The organism is Bradyrhizobium sp. SZCCHNR1053, from assembly GCF_032381235.1.
Lineage (GTDB): Bacteria > Pseudomonadota > Alphaproteobacteria > Rhizobiales > Xanthobacteraceae > Bradyrhizobium.
Genome location: NZ_JAUHJM010000007.1, coordinates 153,533 through 173,383 on the forward strand (window position 1 = coordinate 153,533; position 19,851 = coordinate 173,383).

At 64.3% G+C, this 19,851-nt stretch carries 14 protein-coding genes; 6 read left to right on the forward strand and 8 right to left on the reverse strand.

Annotated elements, in window-relative coordinates:
* Positions 1-12 precede the first annotated feature (12 nt).
* The 5 genes from QX051_RS18465 to QX051_RS18485 form a co-directional block, all read right to left on the reverse strand.
* Complete coding sequence (locus QX051_RS18465) at positions 13-855, reverse strand: ABC transporter permease (protein WP_315738922.1); 843 nt, start codon at positions 853-855, stop codon at positions 13-15.
* Positions 856-999: 144 nt separating this feature from the next.
* Positions 1,000-2,265, reverse strand: coding sequence for a class I SAM-dependent methyltransferase (locus QX051_RS18470; RefSeq protein ID WP_315777108.1), 1,266 nt, complete (start codon positions 2,263-2,265; stop codon positions 1,000-1,002).
* A gap of 69 nt (positions 2,266-2,334) precedes the next feature.
* Positions 2,335-3,075: an SDR family oxidoreductase gene (locus QX051_RS18475; RefSeq protein WP_315712830.1), complete on the reverse strand. Its 741-nt coding sequence runs from the start codon at positions 3,073-3,075 to the stop codon at positions 2,335-2,337.
* Positions 3,072-3,608, reverse strand: coding sequence for a WbuC family cupin fold metalloprotein (locus QX051_RS18480; protein ID WP_315738919.1), 537 nt, complete (start codon positions 3,606-3,608; stop codon positions 3,072-3,074). The genes QX051_RS18475 and QX051_RS18480 overlap by 4 nt, the downstream gene beginning before the upstream one ends.
* Positions 3,605-4,810 (reverse strand): class I SAM-dependent methyltransferase, encoded by a 1,206-nt coding sequence (locus QX051_RS18485; RefSeq protein WP_315777109.1) that lies wholly within the window; start codon positions 4,808-4,810, stop codon positions 3,605-3,607. Before QX051_RS18485 ends, QX051_RS18480 begins: the two co-directional genes overlap by 4 nt.
* 400 nt (positions 4,811-5,210) lie before the next feature.
* Here QX051_RS18485 and QX051_RS18490 point away from each other — a divergent pair, with 400 nt between their 5' ends.
* Both QX051_RS18490 and QX051_RS18495 read left to right on the forward strand, forming a co-directional pair.
* On the forward strand, positions 5,211-5,480 hold the full coding sequence (locus QX051_RS18490) for a hypothetical protein (protein ID WP_315777190.1): 270 nt from the start codon (positions 5,211-5,213) through the stop codon (positions 5,478-5,480).
* A 149-nt stretch (positions 5,481-5,629) separates the two neighbouring features.
* Positions 5,630-7,720: a TIGR04372 family glycosyltransferase gene (locus QX051_RS18495; RefSeq protein WP_315777110.1), complete on the forward strand. Its 2,091-nt coding sequence runs from the start codon at positions 5,630-5,632 to the stop codon at positions 7,718-7,720.
* 87 nt (positions 7,721-7,807) lie between these two features.
* Here the strand turns inward: QX051_RS18495 and QX051_RS18500 are convergent, their stop codons facing one another.
* Positions 7,808-10,018, reverse strand: a complete 2,211-nt coding sequence (locus QX051_RS18500) for a TIGR04372 family glycosyltransferase (protein WP_315777111.1) — start codon at positions 10,016-10,018, stop codon at positions 7,808-7,810.
* Between the two features lie 474 nt (positions 10,019-10,492).
* Between QX051_RS18500 and QX051_RS18505 the strand changes: the two genes are divergently transcribed.
* The 4 genes from QX051_RS18505 to QX051_RS18520 are packed head-to-tail and all read left to right on the forward strand — an operon-like array spanning position 10,493 to position 17,636.
* A complete protein-coding gene (locus QX051_RS18505) occupies positions 10,493-12,595 on the forward strand; it encodes a TIGR04372 family glycosyltransferase (protein ID WP_315777112.1) in 2,103 nt (700 codons plus the stop codon).
* 14 nt (positions 12,596-12,609) lie between these two features.
* Entirely contained in the window at positions 12,610-14,574 is a 1,965-nt protein-coding gene (locus QX051_RS18510; protein ID WP_315777113.1) for an acyltransferase family protein, read from the forward strand.
* Between the two features lie 25 nt (positions 14,575-14,599).
* Positions 14,600-15,679, forward strand: coding sequence for a hypothetical protein (locus tag QX051_RS18515; protein ID WP_315777114.1), 1,080 nt, complete (start codon positions 14,600-14,602; stop codon positions 15,677-15,679).
* Positions 15,657-17,636 carry an acyltransferase family protein gene (locus QX051_RS18520; protein ID WP_315777115.1) on the forward strand — a complete coding sequence of 660 codons (1,980 nt, stop codon included), beginning with the start codon at positions 15,657-15,659 and terminating at the stop codon, positions 17,634-17,636. The genes QX051_RS18515 and QX051_RS18520 overlap by 23 nt, the downstream gene beginning before the upstream one ends.
* Before the next feature lie 6 nt (positions 17,637-17,642).
* Here the strand turns inward: QX051_RS18520 and QX051_RS18525 are convergent, their stop codons facing one another.
* Entirely contained in the window at positions 17,643-18,620 is a 978-nt protein-coding gene (locus tag QX051_RS18525) for a TylF/MycF/NovP-related O-methyltransferase (RefSeq protein WP_315777116.1), read from the reverse strand.
* A gap of 251 nt (positions 18,621-18,871) precedes the next feature.
* Positions 18,872-19,846 carry a hypothetical protein gene (locus tag QX051_RS18530; protein WP_315777117.1) on the reverse strand — a complete coding sequence of 325 codons (975 nt, stop codon included), beginning with the start codon at positions 19,844-19,846 and terminating at the stop codon, positions 18,872-18,874.
* Between the last annotated feature and the right edge of the window lie 5 nt (positions 19,847-19,851).

Genomic DNA, 19,851 nt, shown 5'->3' on the forward strand with positions numbered 1-19,851 from the left:
CTGGCCATGATATCAGGCCCAATACACGACGCGCGACCGATAGCGCGTGTAGATATAGATCATGGCGGCGGTCAGGACCGCGACCGATCCAATGGCACCGGCCCAGGTCGCAAGGCCGGGAACGTCGCCCATCAGCGGACCGCGCGTGACCGCCAACAGATAGGCGATCGGATTGAGCGTGACGATGAACTCGCCGCCGCGGATGCTCGACGGTTCCCAGATGATCGGAGAGACGAAGAACAAGAGCTGCAGCACCGCCGCCATGACCGGCGGCACGTCGCGATAGCGCACGCAGATCATTGAGACGATCACCGAGGCGCTGACGACGAAGACGTAGACGATCATCAGGCCGAGGATGGCCAGGACCATTCCGAATCCGATCGACCATGGATAGACGAGCCAGATGAACGGGATCACCGCGATGTTGTGCAGGAAGATGATCAGATTGCGCTGAACCATACGCATGACATGGATCAGAATCGGCATGTCGACGGCCTTGATCATGCCGCCTGCATTGATCATCGTGTAACAGGCTTCGCTGAGCGAGGACGAGATGAAGCTCCAGATGGTCATGCTGACCATGAAGTGGGGCAGGTAGGTCTTCATGTCGGCGCCGAGGAAGCGGCCGGCCACCGTGCCCATGATCAGGGCGGTGATCGCGTTGGTGGCCGTGATCCACCACGGGCCCAGCATGGTACGGCGGTATTTCGATCGGATGTCACCGGCAGCGAGCGCGCGCCAGGTGACGTGACGGGTGATGAAAGGTGCGATGTCCTCGCGGCAGCGCGCCCAGGAGATGCGACGCCGATCCGCAACCACGAACCGCTCGACCTGTCCATCGGTCAGGGTGGTCATCCTTGTACCTCGCGTGAGCCGTAAGTGTTTGTCTTACCAGCCGAATGCGGTTGGACCCCCGCCACGCCGGCGGCCAATCGCCGGGGCTTGCTGGACCATGTTACGAGGGCACTGTCAACCGTCAGCTCAGGCCGCCGCCGCGGCTCAGATCGCGACCGAGCCCGCGGCGCCGACGATCCGCGGCTCCGGCAGCGGCACCAGGAATCGGCCGCCTGCGTCCAGGTAGGCCTGGTTGCGCTTCAGGATCGGGTCCGCATAGATCCAGGCGAGGATGACGACGATGTCGGGCTTTCGCGTCGCGAGCTCGCTGGAGGGCAGCACCGGGATGTGGGCGCCCGGGCTGAAGCGGCCGTGCTTGAGCTGGTTGTCGTCGACGATGAACTTGATCCGGCTCTCCAGCTCGAAATGGTAGAGCAGGGTGGTGGTGGTGGTCGAGGCGCCGTAGGCCGCGACCAGCTTGCCCGCGGCGATGGCCTCGTCGAGGGTGGCGAGCACCCTGCGCTTGCAGTCTTCGATGGCGACGAACCAGTCCCGGTAGATCTGCGGCTTGGTGACGCCGCGCCGCTCCTCCTCGGCGATCAGTTTCGACAGCTCCGCCGAGCGCGGCCGCTTGCCGGTCGATTTCGGCTGCGCAAAGGCGCGGATCGAGCCGCCCTTGGTGCCTGTCCTCTCGACATGGAACAGCGTCATGTCGTGCCGGTTCAGGAAGGTCTCGAGCGGGATCAGCGCGTGATGCGAGACGTGCTCGTGGTAGATGGTGTCGAACACCATGTTGTCGATCATGTCGACGATGTAGGAGACCTCGAAAACGAAGGCGCCGTCGTCGGCGAGCAGGAGGCGGATGCCCTTCACGACGTCGGACATGTTGTCGATATGCGCAAACACGTTGTTGGCGCAGAACAGCTTGGCTTCGCCCTGCTCCGACTTGATGCGGGCCGCCAGCGCGCTGGTGAAGAAATCCGGGATCGTCGGCACGCCTTCCTTGGTGGCGGTCGCCGCGATGTCGCGGGCGGGGTCGATGCCCTGCACGCGCATGCCCTCGTTCTTGAACGCCTTGAGCAGCGAGCCGTCATTGCTGCCCATCTCGGCGACCAGGCTGCCCTTGGGGATGGCGAGCGAGGACACCACCGATTGCGCATAGCGCTTGAAGTGCTCGACGAGGCCGAGCGAGACTGAGGTGCGGTAGGTGTAGTCGCGAAACAGGATGTCGGGATCGACGACGTCGAGATTCTGCAGATGCCCGCAGTCGAGGCAGAGATAGCAGTCGAGCGGGTAGAGGTCCTGCGGCTCGCTCAGCCGGTCCGCCGTCACGAACGCGTCGCCGATCGCCGAAGGCCTGATCGGCAGCACGTGATCGAGCGAGGTCGAGCCGCACAGGCGGCAATCGGTCTTGTGCTTGACGTGCTGCATGAGGTGTCGATCCTGGGTTGGCGATCCCGCAGGCGGGATGGTCGGCCGGAGAGGAGTTTGCGGCGGGTTTTACAGGCCCGCGAAGCTCTTGGCGACCTCTTCTTGCCAGACTGTGGACACTCCGCCATCCAGGAACAGGCTCTGCCCGTTGATGAACGAAGCGCGCGGGCTGCAGAGGAAGTCGAGGGCGTCGGCGCATTCCTCGGCCGTCCCGAGCCGGCCCAGCGGGACCAGCTTCCGGTAGGTCTCCATCAGCTTCTCGTTCTGCTCATAGAAGATGCGCGATTCGCGCTTCAGATAGGTCAGCGGCATGATCGCGTTCACGCGGATGCCGCGCCGGCCGAGCGTCGCGGCGTAATGCCGGACCATCGCATTGAGGCCGCCCTTCACGACGTGGTAGCCGACCGGCTGCGAACTGCCGACGAATTCGGCATAGACCGAGCTGACCACGCCGATGGCGCGATCGCCATCATCAGCGAAATGGCCGGAAAAGCCCTCGATCAGGTCGCGCGAGGCGGTCAGGCCGACCTGGATTTCCCCGGCCCAGGGATCGCCCTGGCCGCGAAAGCGCTGGCTCAGGACGAGGTAGCGGACCGGGCCGTTGGCCTCGGCGATCTCACCCCAGAGCCCGGCAAAGCTCTCGCTGCGTTCGAGATCGGCGGAAAAATGCTTCAAGCCGGGCTGATCGGGAAAATCGGCCGGGCGCTGCCGCGACACGACGCTGACGGCGCAACCGCGCGCCAGGAAGCGTTCGACGACCACGCGGCCGAGGCCGCGGGTGCCGCCGACCACGACGGCATGGCTGGTCATGCGGCGGCGTCCTGCCGTGCGGCGACACGCCGGACGAGATCGGCCTGATAGGCCTCGGCCCCGGCGGTGTCGCTGTCCTCTGGCGCGAAGTCGGCGAACACGCTGGCGCCGGGGCGGAACGGGCCGTTGGTGATCTCGTGCACGATCAGCAGGTCGCTGCGGATGATCAACGTATGGAAGAACGCGTTCGACATCCGGTAGTAGAACGGCCGCGCTCCGCCCGGCGGCCCCAATTCGACCACGCGCTCGATCCGGCCGTCGTCGTCGAACACCACGATATCGACCTCGCCCTCGATGATGTGGAACGCTTCGCTCTTGCCCGGGTGCTTGTGCGGCCGGATGTAGGAGCTGGAATCGATCGCGATGATCATTTCATGCAGGGTGTCATCGCCGTCCGGATGGGCGTTGATCCGGGCCCGCCGCTTCGGGCTGGCCTTCACCGCGGCCTTCAGGGTGCTGATCTCGGATTGCCCGACCGCCGCAATCGGGCCCTCGGCGAGGAACACCTCGGGGGATTTCTGGACGAGCGTCATGCGTGATCCCTCATGATCGAATTGTCGAGCGCGGCGTAGATCGAGCGGAATTCCACGCCCCTGGCGGCAAGCGGAGCAAGCTTTTCACGCACCTTGCCCTCGATATGGGGGGCCACGGCGAACAGGCACAGCCTGATCCGTTCGTCATCCAGCAATCGTTGCGAGCCTACCACAGGCGTATGGAGACCGGGGGGGAAAAAGCCCGCCTTGTCGGCGTCATCGTCGACGGCCACCGCGATCAGGTCGGCCAGGCCGAAGGCGTTGACGAACATGATGGCGTGATGGCCGATGCCGAACAGCGCGATCCGGTCGCGGTCGGGACCGGCCAGGGCCATCAGCTTACTGCGCAGTTGCGCGCGGGTGGCGGCGAAATTGTCACGATAGGCCTGGAACAGGCTGGAAGGTCCGCGAGGCGCGACCGGCGGGGCGGGACTATCGGCCGGGGTGAGGACGGCGACCAGGGCATCTTCCAGGGCGCCCGGATAGCGAAGCAGGGCCAGAACGCGATAGCCGCTCACCTCAGCCAGACGCCGCAGCGTGTCCTCGACGAAGTAGCAGCTGTGCTCCTCCCACAGGAAGCAGTAGTCGCGCGCCGCGAGGAACTTGCTGCTGTCGGGGACCTCGATCAGCAGCAGGCCATCGGGATTTAGCAGAACCTTGAGTGCTTGCAGCGCCTGCACCGGCTCCGGCGTGTGCTCGAGGATGTAGCGGCACGATACAATGTCGAAAGTGCCAAGCTGCGCCGCTTCTGCAGCCAGCCGTTCGGCACGGAGGGTGGCTTGCCAGGTTTCCAGATAGGGATAGCGCCCCGCAGCGCCGTCGGCACCGAGCGCAAGGGCGCTCGCGGTGAGCCCGCGGGCCTGCAATCTGCCCAGCAGGGGCCCCTCGAACGGACCGGTGCCGAGGGCGGCGCAGGCCCGCGGCTTCAACGACAGCAGTTCTCCGACCAGGGCGTCGAGATGGCCTTCCGGCTCCCGGTAGCGGATCCATGGCACCTCGGGAACAAGCACGTCTGGCGGTGGAGGCTCGCGGAGCTGGACGAGCTGACACGTGTCGCACGCGACGATGTCGAGGGTTATCCGAAGCTGGACATGGTTCTCACGCGCGAACCGGTTGCAGACCGGGAGCTCACCAAGCGGGAGCGCCTGCGTGGAGATCGGCTGACCGCACAATCGGCAGCCGGATCGTGGTCCGGTGGACATGGCTCGGCTGGATCGCTCGATCAATGGACACGCTCAGGCTCGCCGCTGCGTCCAGCGCGCCGGCTGCTATGGATGTTGCCATCTGGAGGCAACCTCCATAGCAGTGTAATCGGGAACATGACAACGTAAAATGTTCGGCTTGGCACAGACCCTGGAACTCGCGTCATTTGTGATGTTTCGCGTTACTATTGCTCTTTGAGCGCTCGCATCACTCCTTCTCGGTTCAACCGACGAATCAGTGTCAAGAACGCCAGTAGATATTTGTTCTACAGTAGCGGGGATTGTGCGACTGGGCAGTCTTCCAGCGAAGATGCTACACATGATGACCAGGGGCTTTGGCGGCTATTGTTCCGCCGCATGAGATCTAACGTTGGTAAGAGGGGGCGCCGGCGTGAAGGATATGGTTTTCGTTTTAAGATCGATCTTGCGCACCGTCTGCGTGAGCACGGTCCTCTTCTGTGTTCTTCTTGCAGTCGGCGCAGGGTTCCTCAACGCCTTGCTTGCGGGATTTGTGGCTTTCGTCTTCATCTTGCTGGGGATCGGCCGGCTCGTGCTCGAGCGGCTGGCTCTGTGGTCGACAATTCTGCTGATTGTCGACAGGGCAGGGCTGTTGCCGATCACCGAGTGGGTTCACGGGATCATCACGCTCATTGGTCGCGGGTTGGCTTGACAGCCCGACAGGCATGCGGCGTGTATTGCCGACAGCCAATTCGAGACAGGCGACAAACGGCATAGCCTTCTCCTGGTCTGCCGCAGGGCGGTCTGGATGTTCGAGAACGGGGGCCTGGCCGTGAGCCGAAGACGGATTTGGGGTAGCCGATGCAGCGCTTCAAGGAGCCGCTAGTTCTGCAGAGGCCAGTGCGCAGACGCGGATTCCTTGAGCTGTTCAACGCACTGGAGACTCTGCCAGCCGAATCGGCCCGTTGGGGAGAGCGGTCTCTGCTGGGGCCGCAGCGATGGGCGCGCATCCTGATCGTCGGGACTGCCAAGCTGCTGCGCCTGCTGCCGCCGCGGCTGGCCTTCCTGATCCTCGCCTTCTTCGAGATCGGAGACCTTCGCGATCGCCGCCTGCTGCAAAGAGCCTATCAGGTCTACTGCGCGTCTCTGCTGGCGAAGGATCCGGACCTGCGGTTTTCGGGATTGCTCGGACGGTGCTTTCCAATGCTGTCAGCGGAACTGCTGCTTCGGATCGGGGCCGATTGGGAAGCCTATGATCTGGTCCTCCAGGATCAACTCGCAGCCCGCTCGCCGGAACTGGCGAACATGATGATTCGCGCGCTCTTCGAGCTCGGGGAGTTCGACAAGGCCTATCGGCTGGCCTCCCAGCTGGATCTGAGGGCAAGGTCGGAATCGGAGATACATCTCGCCTTTCTCAAGGGCATGCTTGAGATCATGGTGGGCAACGAGGCCCGCGCCGTCGAATGCATGTCGGACGCATGCCGTGGCATTCCCGACTACATGCGTCCTCACCAGAACATGGCGTCGCGGCCGGCGCGCAACTATCATCCCAACCCCCTCGATTTCACCTGCGGCTCCGCGGGCAGGCTGTTCGATCTGTGCAACTTCACCGGCCAGCGCGTGACTCATGTCGGCTCTGGCGACGTCGGCATCGGTCTGTTCACGAGAGCGCTTGCGGCGCAGTCGGAGCTGCTCGGCAAGGCGGCGCCGGCCGTATCAGCGGAGGCCAGCCACCTGTTGCGCAGGTTGGGAATTCCACTGGAGCAATTGCGGGTCCTTCCCGAGGAATGGACGACCCAGATCGGTCACCTCGGGATGCTGGACATCCTGTTCCGAATGCGCGACCTGGGGTGGTGGTCGGGACGACCGCTGATCGTCGTGCGACCGAACTGCGTGGCGAACAGGGCGTTTCTTCGGCTGTTCGAAAGGTTCGCCGATATCGTCGTGATCGGGGAAACCGTCTCTCACGCGCTCGGCGAAGAGCTGCTGTCGCTGCAGCGTTGGTACGGCATGAACTTCAATGTGTTTCGACTGCCGAACGGCGACGTGGTGCCGTGGCAGGAAGCCGGGGCGCTTGCCATCCTGCAGTGGGAGCGGGATGGCCGCGGGCATCCCTTGCGCGACGAGTATGACCGCATCTACGAGGCGGCGCCGAAATTGCAGGACGACTATCGGCGGATGCGCGAATCCTGGGGCATGAAGCCGGACGACTGGTACGTGTGCCTGCACACCCGCGACGGTTCCCATTATTCCGAGGTCGACGGCACCGGCCAGACCCATCGCAATGCGCCGATCGAGACCTACCTCGATGCGATCCACGCGGTCACCCGCAGGGGCGGCTGGGTGATCAAGCTCGGTGGTCCAAATTCACCCGGACTTCCGCCGCTCGACCGTGCAATCGATTATGCTCAGAGCGGGTTCAGATCCGAACTGATGGACATCTGCCTCATCCGGAATGCCAAAGCCTTCATTGGCACGACTTCAGGATTGACGAATGTCGCGATCAGCTTCGGCATTCCAAGTGCCCTCGTGAATTGCATCACCACGGATCCGCAATTGTGGAACAGCGCTGTTCGGTTTGCGCTGAAGCCGGTGCGTCTCGCCGACGGAAGGATGCTGACCCAGACTCAGCTCACCTCGCCGCCTTGGCGCTGGCGCTTGTTCGACGCCTGCGTTCTCAGCCGCAACGGAGCGCAGCCGTTGAACAACACGTCAGACGAAATCCTTGCGGTCGTCGAAGAGGTCGTCGATCTCGCTTGCGGGCACGCGGCCAACACCGCCTCGCAGCAACTCCTGTCGCTCTGGAGGGAGCAGCTTCTGCTGCCTCACTATTACGGCGGCGGCACGATCAGTGCCCACTATCTCGCGAAGTACGAAAGTGCATTCTTGGTGCCTGGACCGGCTCCGCTGCGGAAGAGCCTCCCCGAGGCCGCCATGGCACGACAACGCTAGTCCGACAGCACGGCCCAACTCTTCGCGGCCGACGTCCTCAGGTGCGCGCCTGGTCCAGGCGGCATCGCTCGATGCGTTGCGCTGTCCTCACGGTTCTCTCAGCAGGTCCTGAGCGTATTTCTCGAGGAAATACCGGCTCGGCCGCGAACTGCCGAAGAAGCCCGGCACCTGGACGTGACGCTCCCATTTGCCGTCCACGCCGGGGGCGGGTCCTTTCCGCCGGGGATCGGAGATTTCGAGCACCTCGCGCACGGCTTCAAGGATTTCGTCGGAGCTGCTCTCGCTCACGGCGAGTTTGGCACGCGCCATGGATTCGTGGGTCGGGTAAGCCCAGCGATACTCTTCCGAGGTCCATTCGCTCAGCGAAAGCATCCGGCCGTCCGCCGTGTGCACGGGCTTGAGCGCAAAGCGGGTGTCCGTCGACCACAGCAGGCCGATCGAGCTCAATGCATTCACCATCGCGGTGGGGATGCCGAAGCTGCTTGCCACATAGGCAAAGCCGGAGGTCGTGCCGATGAACATGCGGGCACGGCGCATCAAGTGAATGTCCATCTCCGGAAACGCATCGTCGCTGCGGGCATAGTCCACCACCCGTTCCATTTGCGGGAACGGCGGCACCTTGCGACCGCCCATCCGGACAACCCATCCGCCGCATTCGGTGATGTGGCGGACCGCATCGAGATAGCTCGCGAGCGACGCGTTGCGGATGGATTCACCGACGCCTTCGGTATCATTCCGGGTCTGGGCGTCGCGCACGTGCAGGCAGACGAACCAGTCGCCGTCTGCCATGCCCCACCTGCGCCGGTAGTCCTGGTACGTCTGCTCGACGCGGTTGTCGGCAAGCAGTCGGCGGTCGTAGATGTCGCGCAGCGGAAAGCTTCGTTGCCGGCTTTCCCATTGCTTGAGCGCGAGTGAGCCCGCATCGTTCCAGTACACCGCGCGTCCGTCCTCGAAGCGGAATGCCTGGTGGGAATCCCCGATGAACGGGGTGAGGCTGGCGAGTTCGTGCCATAGTCCGGCGCTGACGTTCTCGCCCAAGGTGAGCGTCGGACAGATCTCGGAGAACAGCGACAGAAACGGCTTGTTGGCGATCCGGTCCTTGTAGGCCAGGAGCAGCGGCTGGCCCTGCCACCACTCCATCTCGCGCATCATCAGATGAACGTTGAGATGGCCGTTATGCCCGATCAGCGCGCTCCAGTCCGGAGAGAGCAGCCTGACGTCCGACAGATCGGTGTCGAGCTTCTTGAGAAGGGCCTTGAGCTCGGGGCTTGGCGCGGGAAGATGACGGCGCAACCGCTTCTGTGTCTCCGTCAGCTTGGTGTAGACCTGCGGGACATGGAAGCCCTCGCCGCTGTGATATGTCGTCAGCAGAAGGTGGCGATAGGCGTAGAACAGGTTGATCTCCGACAACACCTTGCGCTGCGGATGGTCGGCGGGAAAGCGCTCCCAGTATTGGCCGCGGTCCTCGCGTGCGGCGAGGATATCGTCGTGCCGGGGGAGACCGAGCTGAGTGACGAGGGTCTCGATCAGCTCCTTGTCGCAGAAGAAGTTGGGAACGTAGCGGTCGAGCGGGGCTTCGAACAGCTCGGGGTCGCCGTCTCGGCGCGCATCGTATTGCCGTCCTTCGAAGGACGTCTGCTCGAAACGAAAGTTCCGGTGCTCCAGCATGATCTTGATCAGCTCGGCAAACCGGCGCAGGTCTTGCGGACGAAGTGCGGTCCAACTGATGGTGTGGGCCTGCGCCAGCAGCTCCATGAAGTAGCCGGACGTCAGCTTTTTCGTCAGTTTGCCGATCGCCTCCATGAACTCGTCATCGACCCGGTCCCAGTCGATTCTGGGAAACAGCTCCAGAACGCGCTTCTCCTTCTCGCACATCAGAAGGAAGAGGATCAGCTCGTTGCCGTACTGACCCGAGTGGCCCCGGGCGAGCACCCATTGCATCTCCTTTTCGATGTCGGGACCGCAGAAATAGCGAAACTGCCGGTCAAACTCGTTCCGGTGTGCATAGCGGTGGAAGACGAGCGCCACCATGAAGGCCTGTTTGAAGGTCAACAGGGCGAAGATCAGGTCCTTCAAAGATTCCGCCCGTTCCTGGCCGGCTGCATTCAGAAGCCAGCCGATCGCCCTCGCGGCACGTCCGGCGAGGTTCGACTTCAACGCTTGTACCCGACTGCGTTGACGTGGCGCGGGATGCCCGGCTGGATCTGAGTGAACGGACTCGAAGAACATTTCCAAGGCCCCATGACGATATCGAAGGTTTCTCCGGCGCACTGCTTCTGCAGCCCAACCGCCCGGCATTGAAACGGGCCTGCCAGCTTTCCAGACCAGACAGGGATTGCGCCCAGGCGTGGCAGGAGCATAGAGCGCGAGTCGGTTGGCCGCCAGTCCAAGCGCTCGCCGCCTGTCAGGAGAGGGGGACTTGAACGGACCGCTGCCAACGACGATGGCAGCTCTCCGACGGGGCCGTTCGGATGGCTGTTGGGCTCGCGAGAGCGGATCCGGAGCCCCTGGGGCGTCGGCAAGTCCGGCGGCAGTGCTTCGCCCGATTGAACCCGGGCGCGCCGCAATTCTGACGGTCTCCCCACAAGCGAAGGAGGCGAATTCACGCTGTCTCCGATGCAGGCATCACTAGGCACAACGTGCGGCCTATGTCCCCGAAGGCGGATATCGAAGGCGGGCGCGGCGGCTCCTTCCGCCGGATTCGGGTTGATCGGGTGGGGCCTTCACAGTAATCGTTGCCTGCTGTTTCCGAGGTTGCGCCGGAGGTGCGGTTTGCCGCTCGACACCATTTCGACCGAGGGCCCGCCCGTCGGCAGCTCTCCGGTTCGCGACCTGACGCTCGCGGAACGTGCATTCGGACGGCATTATCCTCTATTGCGCCTTCTCGCGCGGCTTCCGGGTCGGCATTTTCTGCGCAATCTGGCATTCACGGTGTTGCCGTTCAGGGCGAGGTTTTGGCTGACGGTACAATTCCGCCACTTCTTCCAGCATCCGGGCCTGGACCGCCACTTCGTCTTTTTCTGCGGTCCCTTCCTGGGACGGCACTTGCCCTGGATCTTCAACAGCCCTGTTTGGGAGCGGTACCCGAACGAGGTGGCATTCTATCTTCTACTCGCCGGGTACCGGAAAGAAGCGCTGCCGTTGTTCCGCCGGTTGAAGTGGGATGGCGAGCACCCGATTGCCGAGCTCGCCTTGCACGGAACAGGCGTCGTCGGTGACGGATACTCGATGGATATGCTGACGCAGATCCATTATCTTGACTGGCAGCAGGCTGCCGAGCGGTCGCCAGCGATGCGGACCTTCGTCCGGCTGATGTTGGAGCATCGCAACTTTCAGTATGAAGAACGGGCTTTTCGCGGGCGTGTCGAGTTCGATCACGTTCCGAGGGACGTTCCGGCCGAGCAATTCATTCCTTATTTCTTCCGCGACCGCGAGGTGATCGCGCGGCTGATGCAGGAACTCGGTCTCGTCGATTCGACGGGTGTCCTTCGAGAGCTGGATGAGTCCGGGCAGTACTGGGAAAGCCTCCCCGCGCATCTGCCTGATCGCGGGGTCTGTCTCGACATCTACTTGTTCTATGCTTATCGCGAACTCCTGCTCAGGACTTACCACAACGGTGAAGGAGATAAGGTCCCTCTCGTTTACAGACGCGGTCTGGACACGCAACGTCGCCTTCGCCGTCATCTTCCGAAGCCGTCTGCCGAGCTGAAGCGTGTGCTCGATGGGGTCGGTGCCGAGCTCGGCGATGTCAGATTGCTCTCACCCGATTGGAGCGCGCTGATCGGTCACAATGGTCATCTGAACGTGCACCTGATGATGCGGAGCATGGGGTGGTGGAAAGGACAGCCGCTTCTGCTCGCCTACAAGGATCGGATCGCCAACAAGCCTTTCCTGTCGCTGTTTTCCGAGATCTGTCCAACGCTCACCCTGGGCGAGAACGTTTCTTCCGGCGCTTGGTACGAGCTCGCCAGCCTGACACCTTTCCTCGGTGACTCGCATCAGGCCTTCCAGTTCGAGGACGGCCGGACGATGTATTGGAACGATGCAGGCGCGATGGCTCTCCAGCAGTGGGAGCGCGCAGGCAAGGGTTTTCCGTTGCGCGACATCTATGACGCGCGCATGCAGGCTGACGACAGGACCGAGGTGCTGTACCAGGCGCTGCGTCGGAAATGGGGACTTGCACCCGGCGATTGGTTCGTCTGTCTGCACATGCGCGACGCCGAAGCGCGCGGCGAGACCCTCGGCACGGGCGAGTCGATCCGCAGTGCCACCATCGGTAACTATCTCGACACCGTCCGCTACGTCACCCAGCAGGGCGGCTGGGTGATCCGCATGGGCGGACGCAAGGCGCCGCCGCTGCCGGACATGCCGCGCGTGGTCGACTACGCGAGAAGCGAGGATCAGGTGGCGGAGATGGACATCCACCTGATGCGCCGCGCCCGCATGTTCATCGGCACGACCTCGGGCTTTGCCTATGTCGCGACCAGCTTCGGCATCCCGACCGCAATGGTGAACGCCCTGAGCTCTGTCGGCCTGTTATGGTCGAAGGATACGCGCTTCTCGCTCAAGCCCGTGCATACGCGCGAGGGGCGCATGTTGTCATTGAGCGACGTCACCTCCGAGACCTGGCGCTGGACGTTTCCGACCTATGAGACGGTCAAGGCTGCCGGCCTCACGGTCGGCGAGAGCTCCGCCGACGAGATCCTGGAGACCACCCGGGAGGTGCTGGATCTGTCCTCCGGGGCGCCGCCCGTCATTCCGCCGGTCGACGATGCCTGGGAAAAATGTGTGAACATCCAGGGATTCTTCGGCAACTCGCGACCGTCCCGCTATTTCCTGGACAAATATGCGGCGTCGCTGCTCGATCGCTCCTGAAACGAACCGGTCCGATGAACTTTGCCCAACCGAACATGTCCCTGGAAGAAGCCCGCGCCACGCCGCTCGGCTACCGCGCTGACATCGACGGCCTGCGTGCCGTCGCCGTGCTGCCGGTTCTCTTCTACCACGCGTTTCCCACGGCCGTGCCCGGCGGCTTCTATGGCGTCGACATCTTCTTCGTCATCTCCGGCTATCTGATCACCGGGATCATCCACAAGCAGATGCTGTCGAAGACGTTCAGCATCGCCGATTTCTATGCCCGCCGGATTCGCCGCATCTTTCCGGCACTGATCACGGTGGTGCTGGTCACCTTCCTGATCGCCTGGTTCGTGCTGCCGCCGCGCGAGCTGAAGTCGCTCGGCACCAACATCGCCGGCGGTGCCGTCTTCATCCAGAACTTCATCCTGCTCGGGCAGGTCGGCTATTTCGATCTTGCCGCCGAGAAGAAGCCGTTGCTGCATCTGTGGTCGCTGGCGATCGAGGAGCAATACTACATCGTCTGGCCGCTGCTTCTGATGCTGATCGGCTCATGGCGGCGCAGGAGCCTGGCGATCACGGTCGCGCTGGCGGCGGCGTCGTTCGTCGCGTGCCTGATCGTGCAGCCGCGCGCGCCAGAGTATGCGTTCTATCTGCCGGTGACGCGGGCTTGGGAATTGCTGGTCGGCTCGGCCCTGGCGCTCTGGGTCAATGGCCGCAGTGCGGAGGCTCGTCCGCAGCCGCTGATCGACGTCCCGTACGTCCGCGAGCTCATCGCGCTGGCCGCGCTGCTCGCGATCGTGGTCGCGTTCTGGCGCTACGGTCGCCTCACCCCGCATCCGGGCGTTCACACGTTGCTGCCCGTGCTGGGCGCAGCCGCCCTGATCGCGACCAGCGGCACGCTGGTGCATCGCTATGTACTGTCGTCGACACCGGCCGTCTTCGTCGGCCTGATCAGCTATCCGCTCTATCTCTGGCACTACCCGCTGATGGCCTATGCGCGCATCCAGTTCATCGATGCGGTGCCGGTGTGGGTCATGGTCGCGATCATCGTGGCCAGCATGGTGCTGGCCTGGGCCACCTACCGCCTCATCGAGCGGCCGATCCGCTTCGGCCGACGCCTGGTGCCGCTCAAGGTCGGTGGACTGCTCGGCGGCATGGTCGCGCTGGGCATCGTCGGTGTGGTCGCCGACCGTACCAATGGCCTGCCGGCGCGCATTCCCGCCGAGCTTCGCGGCTTCATGCTGGACGGCAGCGAGACTGCCCGCTTCTGGCGGGCCGACAAATGCCTGCTGAAGCCGGATCAGAGCGCGTCCGAATTCTCTCCGGAATGCGCGGGCACCGGCCGCCATCCGCTCATTTTGGTCTGGGGCGACTCCTATGCGGCATCGCTCTATCCGGGACTTGCTCATTTCGGTGCCGAGCGGGGATTCGAGGTCGCAGAATTCACCGCCTCCGCCTGTCCGCCACTGCTCGGTTTCGTCCATCCGGAACGGCGGTTCTGCAAGGGCGCGAACGACTTCGTCATCCAGAAGGTCGCCGAGCTGAAGCCGGATCTGGTCCTGTTCTATTCGACCTGGAGCTATGGTCCGGACGACCTGCGCAATGGGCTGGATAGAACGGTTGCCGCCTTGAAGGAGCTCAATGTTCCGAAGATCGTCCTGCTCGGGCCGCCGGCGACTTGGCTCGGCGAAAGCCTGCCCGCGAACATGCTCGACTATTATTTCCGGACGCATTCGCTGTTGCCGGAGCGCACCAAGTTCCGCTCCAACGACAACTGGACGCGGGCGCTCGACGAGTTCCTGGAGGCGCACGCGCAGCGCGTGGGCATTCAATACATCTCGGCGCGCCGCATGATGTGCAACGACGACGGATGTCTCGCCCGGATCGGCGCGGACGGATCCGACCTGACCGCGTATGACAGCGGCCATTTGACCTATCCCGGCTCCGTCTTCATTGCCAGACAGGCGCTGGAGGCGTTGCCTGGCTTCGACAAATAGCCGCGTCGTCCGCCCCGGGGCCGCCATGGATCGTCGGACAGAGCAGACCGGTTGGGCCGGGCATGAGGCCGGCGACGGCCTCGGCCGGGCAGGGCGCTATCTCGCCAGCCTGCTCGGGATGACGGCGGCGATGCTGGGTGGTGTCAGCCTGTGGCTGGCTGCGCAGGGCGGCGACCATTTCAGCGCGATCAGCAGGGTTGGCAATGCCGCGTGGTACCGCAATTTCGGCGGCGACAGCGTCACCGAGATCCAGGACCAGGACCTGTTCTACCATGGCATCGGCCGCTCGATCGACAACGCCCGCCAGGCCGACGTCATCATCCTCGGCTCGTCCCTGGTGTCGTTTGCGGTCGACGAGACCGTCATGCGCGAGCGCCTCGAGCACCCCTATGGCCTCAAGTTCTACAACATGGCGTTCGTCGGCGTTGCCAGCGGCGAATTCGCGCGGCAGATCGCGCTGAAGCATCACATCCACCCGCGGCTGTGGATCGTGAACGCCGACGATGGCGGAGGCGGCGGCAACTTCTTCCACCGCAACCTCACACGCGCGTTCGGCGCCGACGTCCGTCCGATCCCGAGCACGAAGCTCAGTCGCTACGGCGCGACCTACGAGATCATCCGGCGCAATCTGCGCTGGCGGTTCGAGGACGTGACGCGGCCATGGCGTCAGGCTCTCGCCGGTCCGCGGTCCGGACCGCTGCCGCGCTTCGACCGCGATGATCGCACGGGCGCGGCCGACATGAGCACGTTTCCCCGCTTTCTCGCCGAAGGCAATCCGGGCGTGAAGATGACGCGCGATCCCGACTGTCACACCACGCCCGAAGTGATCGCCAATGCGCGTGACCTCGTGCAGTCGCTCGGCGCGCCCGTGGTCTTGACTTTCGTTCCCAATTTTCACGGCTGCCTGACCCAGGTTCGTGAGATCGCGGCTGCGATCGGCGTCGAGACGGCGCTGCCGGCGCGGACCGACTATTCGAGCTGGGATGGCGGCGGCCATCTCGACGCCAGGGGCGCGGCTGACTTTACCCGCGACCTCGTCGGCGCTCTGGAAAAGACGCGAGCGTTTCAGGGAATGCGTGAGAATGGCGATCACCGAAAGCCTTGATCATGCGGCCGCAGCGGATCGCCATGAGCGGCCGATCAGCCGGGCGCACGCGCTGCTCTATCGTCCCGACATCGACGGCCTGCGCGCGATCGCCGTCGTCGCCGTGCTCGTCTTTCATACCTTCCCGCGGCTGCTGCCCGGCGGTTTTGCCGGCGTCGACGTATTCTTCGTGATCTCCGGCTATCTGATCACGGGCATCATCGATCGGCAGTGCGCGGACAAGAGCTTCAGTTTTGCGACCTTCTACGCCCGCCGCATCCTCCGGATCTTCCCGGCTCTCATCACCGTGGTGCTGGCGACGTTCGTGATCGCCTGGTTCGTATTCCCGGTCGCCGAGATGGAAGCGCTCGGATCCAACATCAAGGGCGCCGCCGCCTTCATCGAGAACTTCATGCTGCACGAGCAGATCGTGGGCTATTTCGATCCCGGTGCGGAGCGCCTTCCGCTGCTGCATCTGTGGTCGCTCGGCATCGAGGAGCAGTACTACATCGTCTGGCCCGCGATGTTCGTGCTGATCGCCCGATGGCCGTCACGGAAGGCGGCCATGGTGGCCGCGCTCGGGCTCGGGTCGCTGGTGGTCTGCCTGTCGACCCCTGCAAGGGAGGCGGCGTGGGCATTCTATTCGCCGACCACGCGGGGCTGGGAGCTGCTGGCAGGCTCGCTCCTGGCGGTGTGGCTGCGGCAGCGTGCCGATCGCCCGATCGGTCCGACCACCAGCAGCATGCTAGCGGCTGTTGGTGTGGCGGGCCTCGCCGTCGCCTTCTTCGCGTTCAGCGCAGCCTCGCCATGGCCCGGCATTCGCACCATCGTCCCCGTGCTGGCGACCATGGCCCTGATTGCGGCCGGCGGCACGCTGGTTCAGCGGATGTTGGCGTGGCCCGCGCTGGTGTTCGTCGGCCTGATCAGCTACCCGCTCTATCTCTGGCACTTTCCGCTGATCGCCTTCACCAAGCTGCAGTTCGGCGGAGCGGCTCCGGCGTGGATCCTGCTCGCGGTGCTCGGGCTGAGCGTCGTGCTGGCCTTCCTCACCTATCGCTTCATCGAACTGCCGATCAGGTTCGGAGCCGCGCCCGTCGCGTGGCGGGCGTGGTCTTTGCTGGCCGTGATGGCGGCGATGATCCCGATCGGCGTCGCGGCGACGAGCACGCGCGGCCTGCCGGTCCGGTTCGCGCCGGAGATCAGGGGCTTCATGCTGTCGGGCAGCGAGACCAATTCGCATTGGCGCCGTGGCCGCTGCCTGCTGCTCCTGCAGCCTGCCTCCGCATTCGGCGCCGACTGCGCCGGGCAGGGACGCCGGCCGCTGCTGCTGATCTGGGGCGATTCCTACGGCGCGGCGCTCTATCCGGGGCTGCTGCATCTGTCGACGGAGCGCGGCTATGACGTCGCGCAATATACGGCCTCCGCCTGCCCACCGCTGATCGGCTACACCTTGGAGGCCCGGCCGTTCTGCAAGAGCATCAACGACGACGTCGTGTTGCGGATCGGCCGTCTCCGGCCGGACGTCGTCATCCTCGACGCGACCTGGGGCCACGCCGAGTCCGTGCTGCGCGAGGACCTGCCGCGCACGGTCGCGCTGCTCAGGGCCAACGGCATTGCGAAGATCGTGCTGATGGGACCGCCGCCGAGCTGGCAGGGCGTCGGCCTGTCGCACAACGTGCTCGACTACTACCGGCAGACCGGAACGGTGTTGCCGGAGCGGACCCTGTTCCGCTCCAACGACGAATGGACGCGCGGCCGCGACGCGCTGTTTCGCGAGCTGACCCGTGAGCTCGGCATCGATTACATCTCCGTGCGCGACGTGTTCTGCAACGACGAAGGCTGTCTCAGCCGGATCGGTCCGGACGGCTCGCAATTGACGGCATTCGATCCCGGGCACCTCACGGTGCCCGGTGCCGTCTTCCTGGCGCGCCACACCATCAACAGCCTGCTTGGCCCGGCCCAGCGGCCGTCGCCGTGAGCCGCATTACTCCGGATCAGCCGGGATGCCGCGATAGGCGTGGATGATGAAGCGGGTGCCGCCGACCGAATAGTCGCCGCCGTTGGAGGCCTCGATCGCGAACATCTCGACCAGCTCCTTCCAGGCCTGCCGTTCGCCCGTGGTCGGAATGGCACGATTGGCGTTCCAGTCGTCGAAGCAGATGACGGCGCCGGTCGAGATCATGCCGCGCTCGAACAGTGGGACGAGCGCATCCATGGTCGACTGGTAGAGGTCGCCGTCGAAATGGATCATCGCAAACCGCGTCTCGGGCGGCAGCGTTTTCACGGTGTCGGCGAACCAGCCCTCGTACAGTTGAAACCGATGCGGCGGAATGATCTTGCCGATCAGGGCGCGCAACTGCGGCGCGGCCAGCACCTTGCAGCCGCCCTTGGCCCACGCGCCGGAGATGACATGCGGCGCGACCTGGTCGACCGGCGAGGTGATCTCGGGAAGGCCCTCGAAGCTGTCGAACAGGCGCAGAATACGGAACGGGTTTTCCCCGGACGCGCTCTTGCCGAGCGGCTGGCGCTGCAGGTCGAACACCATCGACGTGGCGATCGCGCGGGCGCTGAAGCCGCCCATCGTGCCGAACTCGGCGATATCGCCGTTCACATGGGCACTGTTGATGTATTGGACGCACAGGGTGAGCGTTTTGGCGATCTCCTGTGCCGGCAGGATCAGCACGTCGGCATAGCCGTAATATGCGCCGGGCGAGGGAAGCTGCCGCGCGCTGTATTTCTCCAGCGCGATGTCCTGGATGATGCGTCCGTCATCGACCGTGTCGGCGGACGGGGCTGCGATTGCCACGGCCGGAGGCCTTTCCTGTACGGTGGCGCTGCTGCCGTTCACGTAGGGCCAGGGCAGCGGCGGCTCGAACATGATCGCCCGTTTGACCGAGCGCAACCAATACAGCACGTCCGGCGGCAGCGAGGTGGCGAGCGCATTCTTCAACGGTTGCAGCATTCAAATTCTCCAACGCGGCGCTGTTCGATGACCGCAAAACGGCCTTGAGGGATGGCGCAGATGCGACGCTGCGCCGAAGAGAGGTGTTCGCCTGGCAACGCCCGACAGGCGGCGTCACGTCGAGACGGGATCGCGCGCTCGGTGACGGCGATATCGGCGGTGAGTGCGCGCCTTCTGCGTCGCGCGCAAGCCCACCTGCTGCCTCCTGGCTTAGCCGTCCTCCATCCATGGTGCAAGCGGGCGGCCATGCGTCAATAGAGGCTGGCAGCCCGGCGTCCGTCGGCCAGCGCGTCGTGGGCGTCGGCGGGCCGCTCCTTCGGCTGCTTGACGAAGAACGGGTCGGCGGGCCAGTGGTTCATGCCGACGACCATGATCGTCATCTCCTCGTCGGGCATGCGCGGCATGAACACCAGATCGATCGCGGAGCGTGTCTTGTGCGACGGCGGGCTGCCGCGATGCATGAGGCGGGTCGCATCGAACACCAGCAGATCACCGGTCTTGCCCAGAACCGTGTGCTCCCGGTAATTGGCGTCGCGATACTGGAACGGACCGGTCTGCTCGTCGACATCGCAGAGATAGAGCACGCCGCGAATGACGCCGGCCGGGCAGCCGTCGCTGTGCCATTGCTGGGGACCGATGCCCTCGGTCAAATGCGGCTTCGAGCGCACCAGCCGGACATTGGCGACCTTGGCGGGGCAGCCGAGCACGCCGCGGAAGAAGGAATCGAAATCGCCGCCGCTGAACAGCGCGTGCAGATAGTCGACGAGCGCCGCCGATGGCATCCCGGTCTGTAGATCCTGCGTGTAGGGAGCGACGCTGTTGCCGGCCCAGTCCCATGCCGAGTGGCGGTTGCTGACGTCGCGGTCGAAGCTCTCGGTTTCCCGGAACATGGCCGCCTTTTCCGGATTCGTGCTGATCACCGTGACGCCGTTCTGCTGGAAGGCGACGATCTTGTCGGCGAGCTGGCTCGGCGTCTTCTGCGGATCGAACTTCGGCGCATAGGCCGTGCACATCGGCGGCGCGCTGTTCGCGGCCGGCAGCAGCGTCAGCTGGCGCGGCTGCGCCGTGCCGTTCTTGTCTGCGGGGGCTGCGTCTGGACTGAGATGTCCGTTCAGGCGGTCGAACGTGTCGGCCCGCACCAGGCGGTAGCCGAGAGCGCTGAGCGCCTGGTTGACGCCCCCCTTGAGCCGCTGCTTGGCAGTGCTGATCATCGGTCCCAAGGCCATGATGT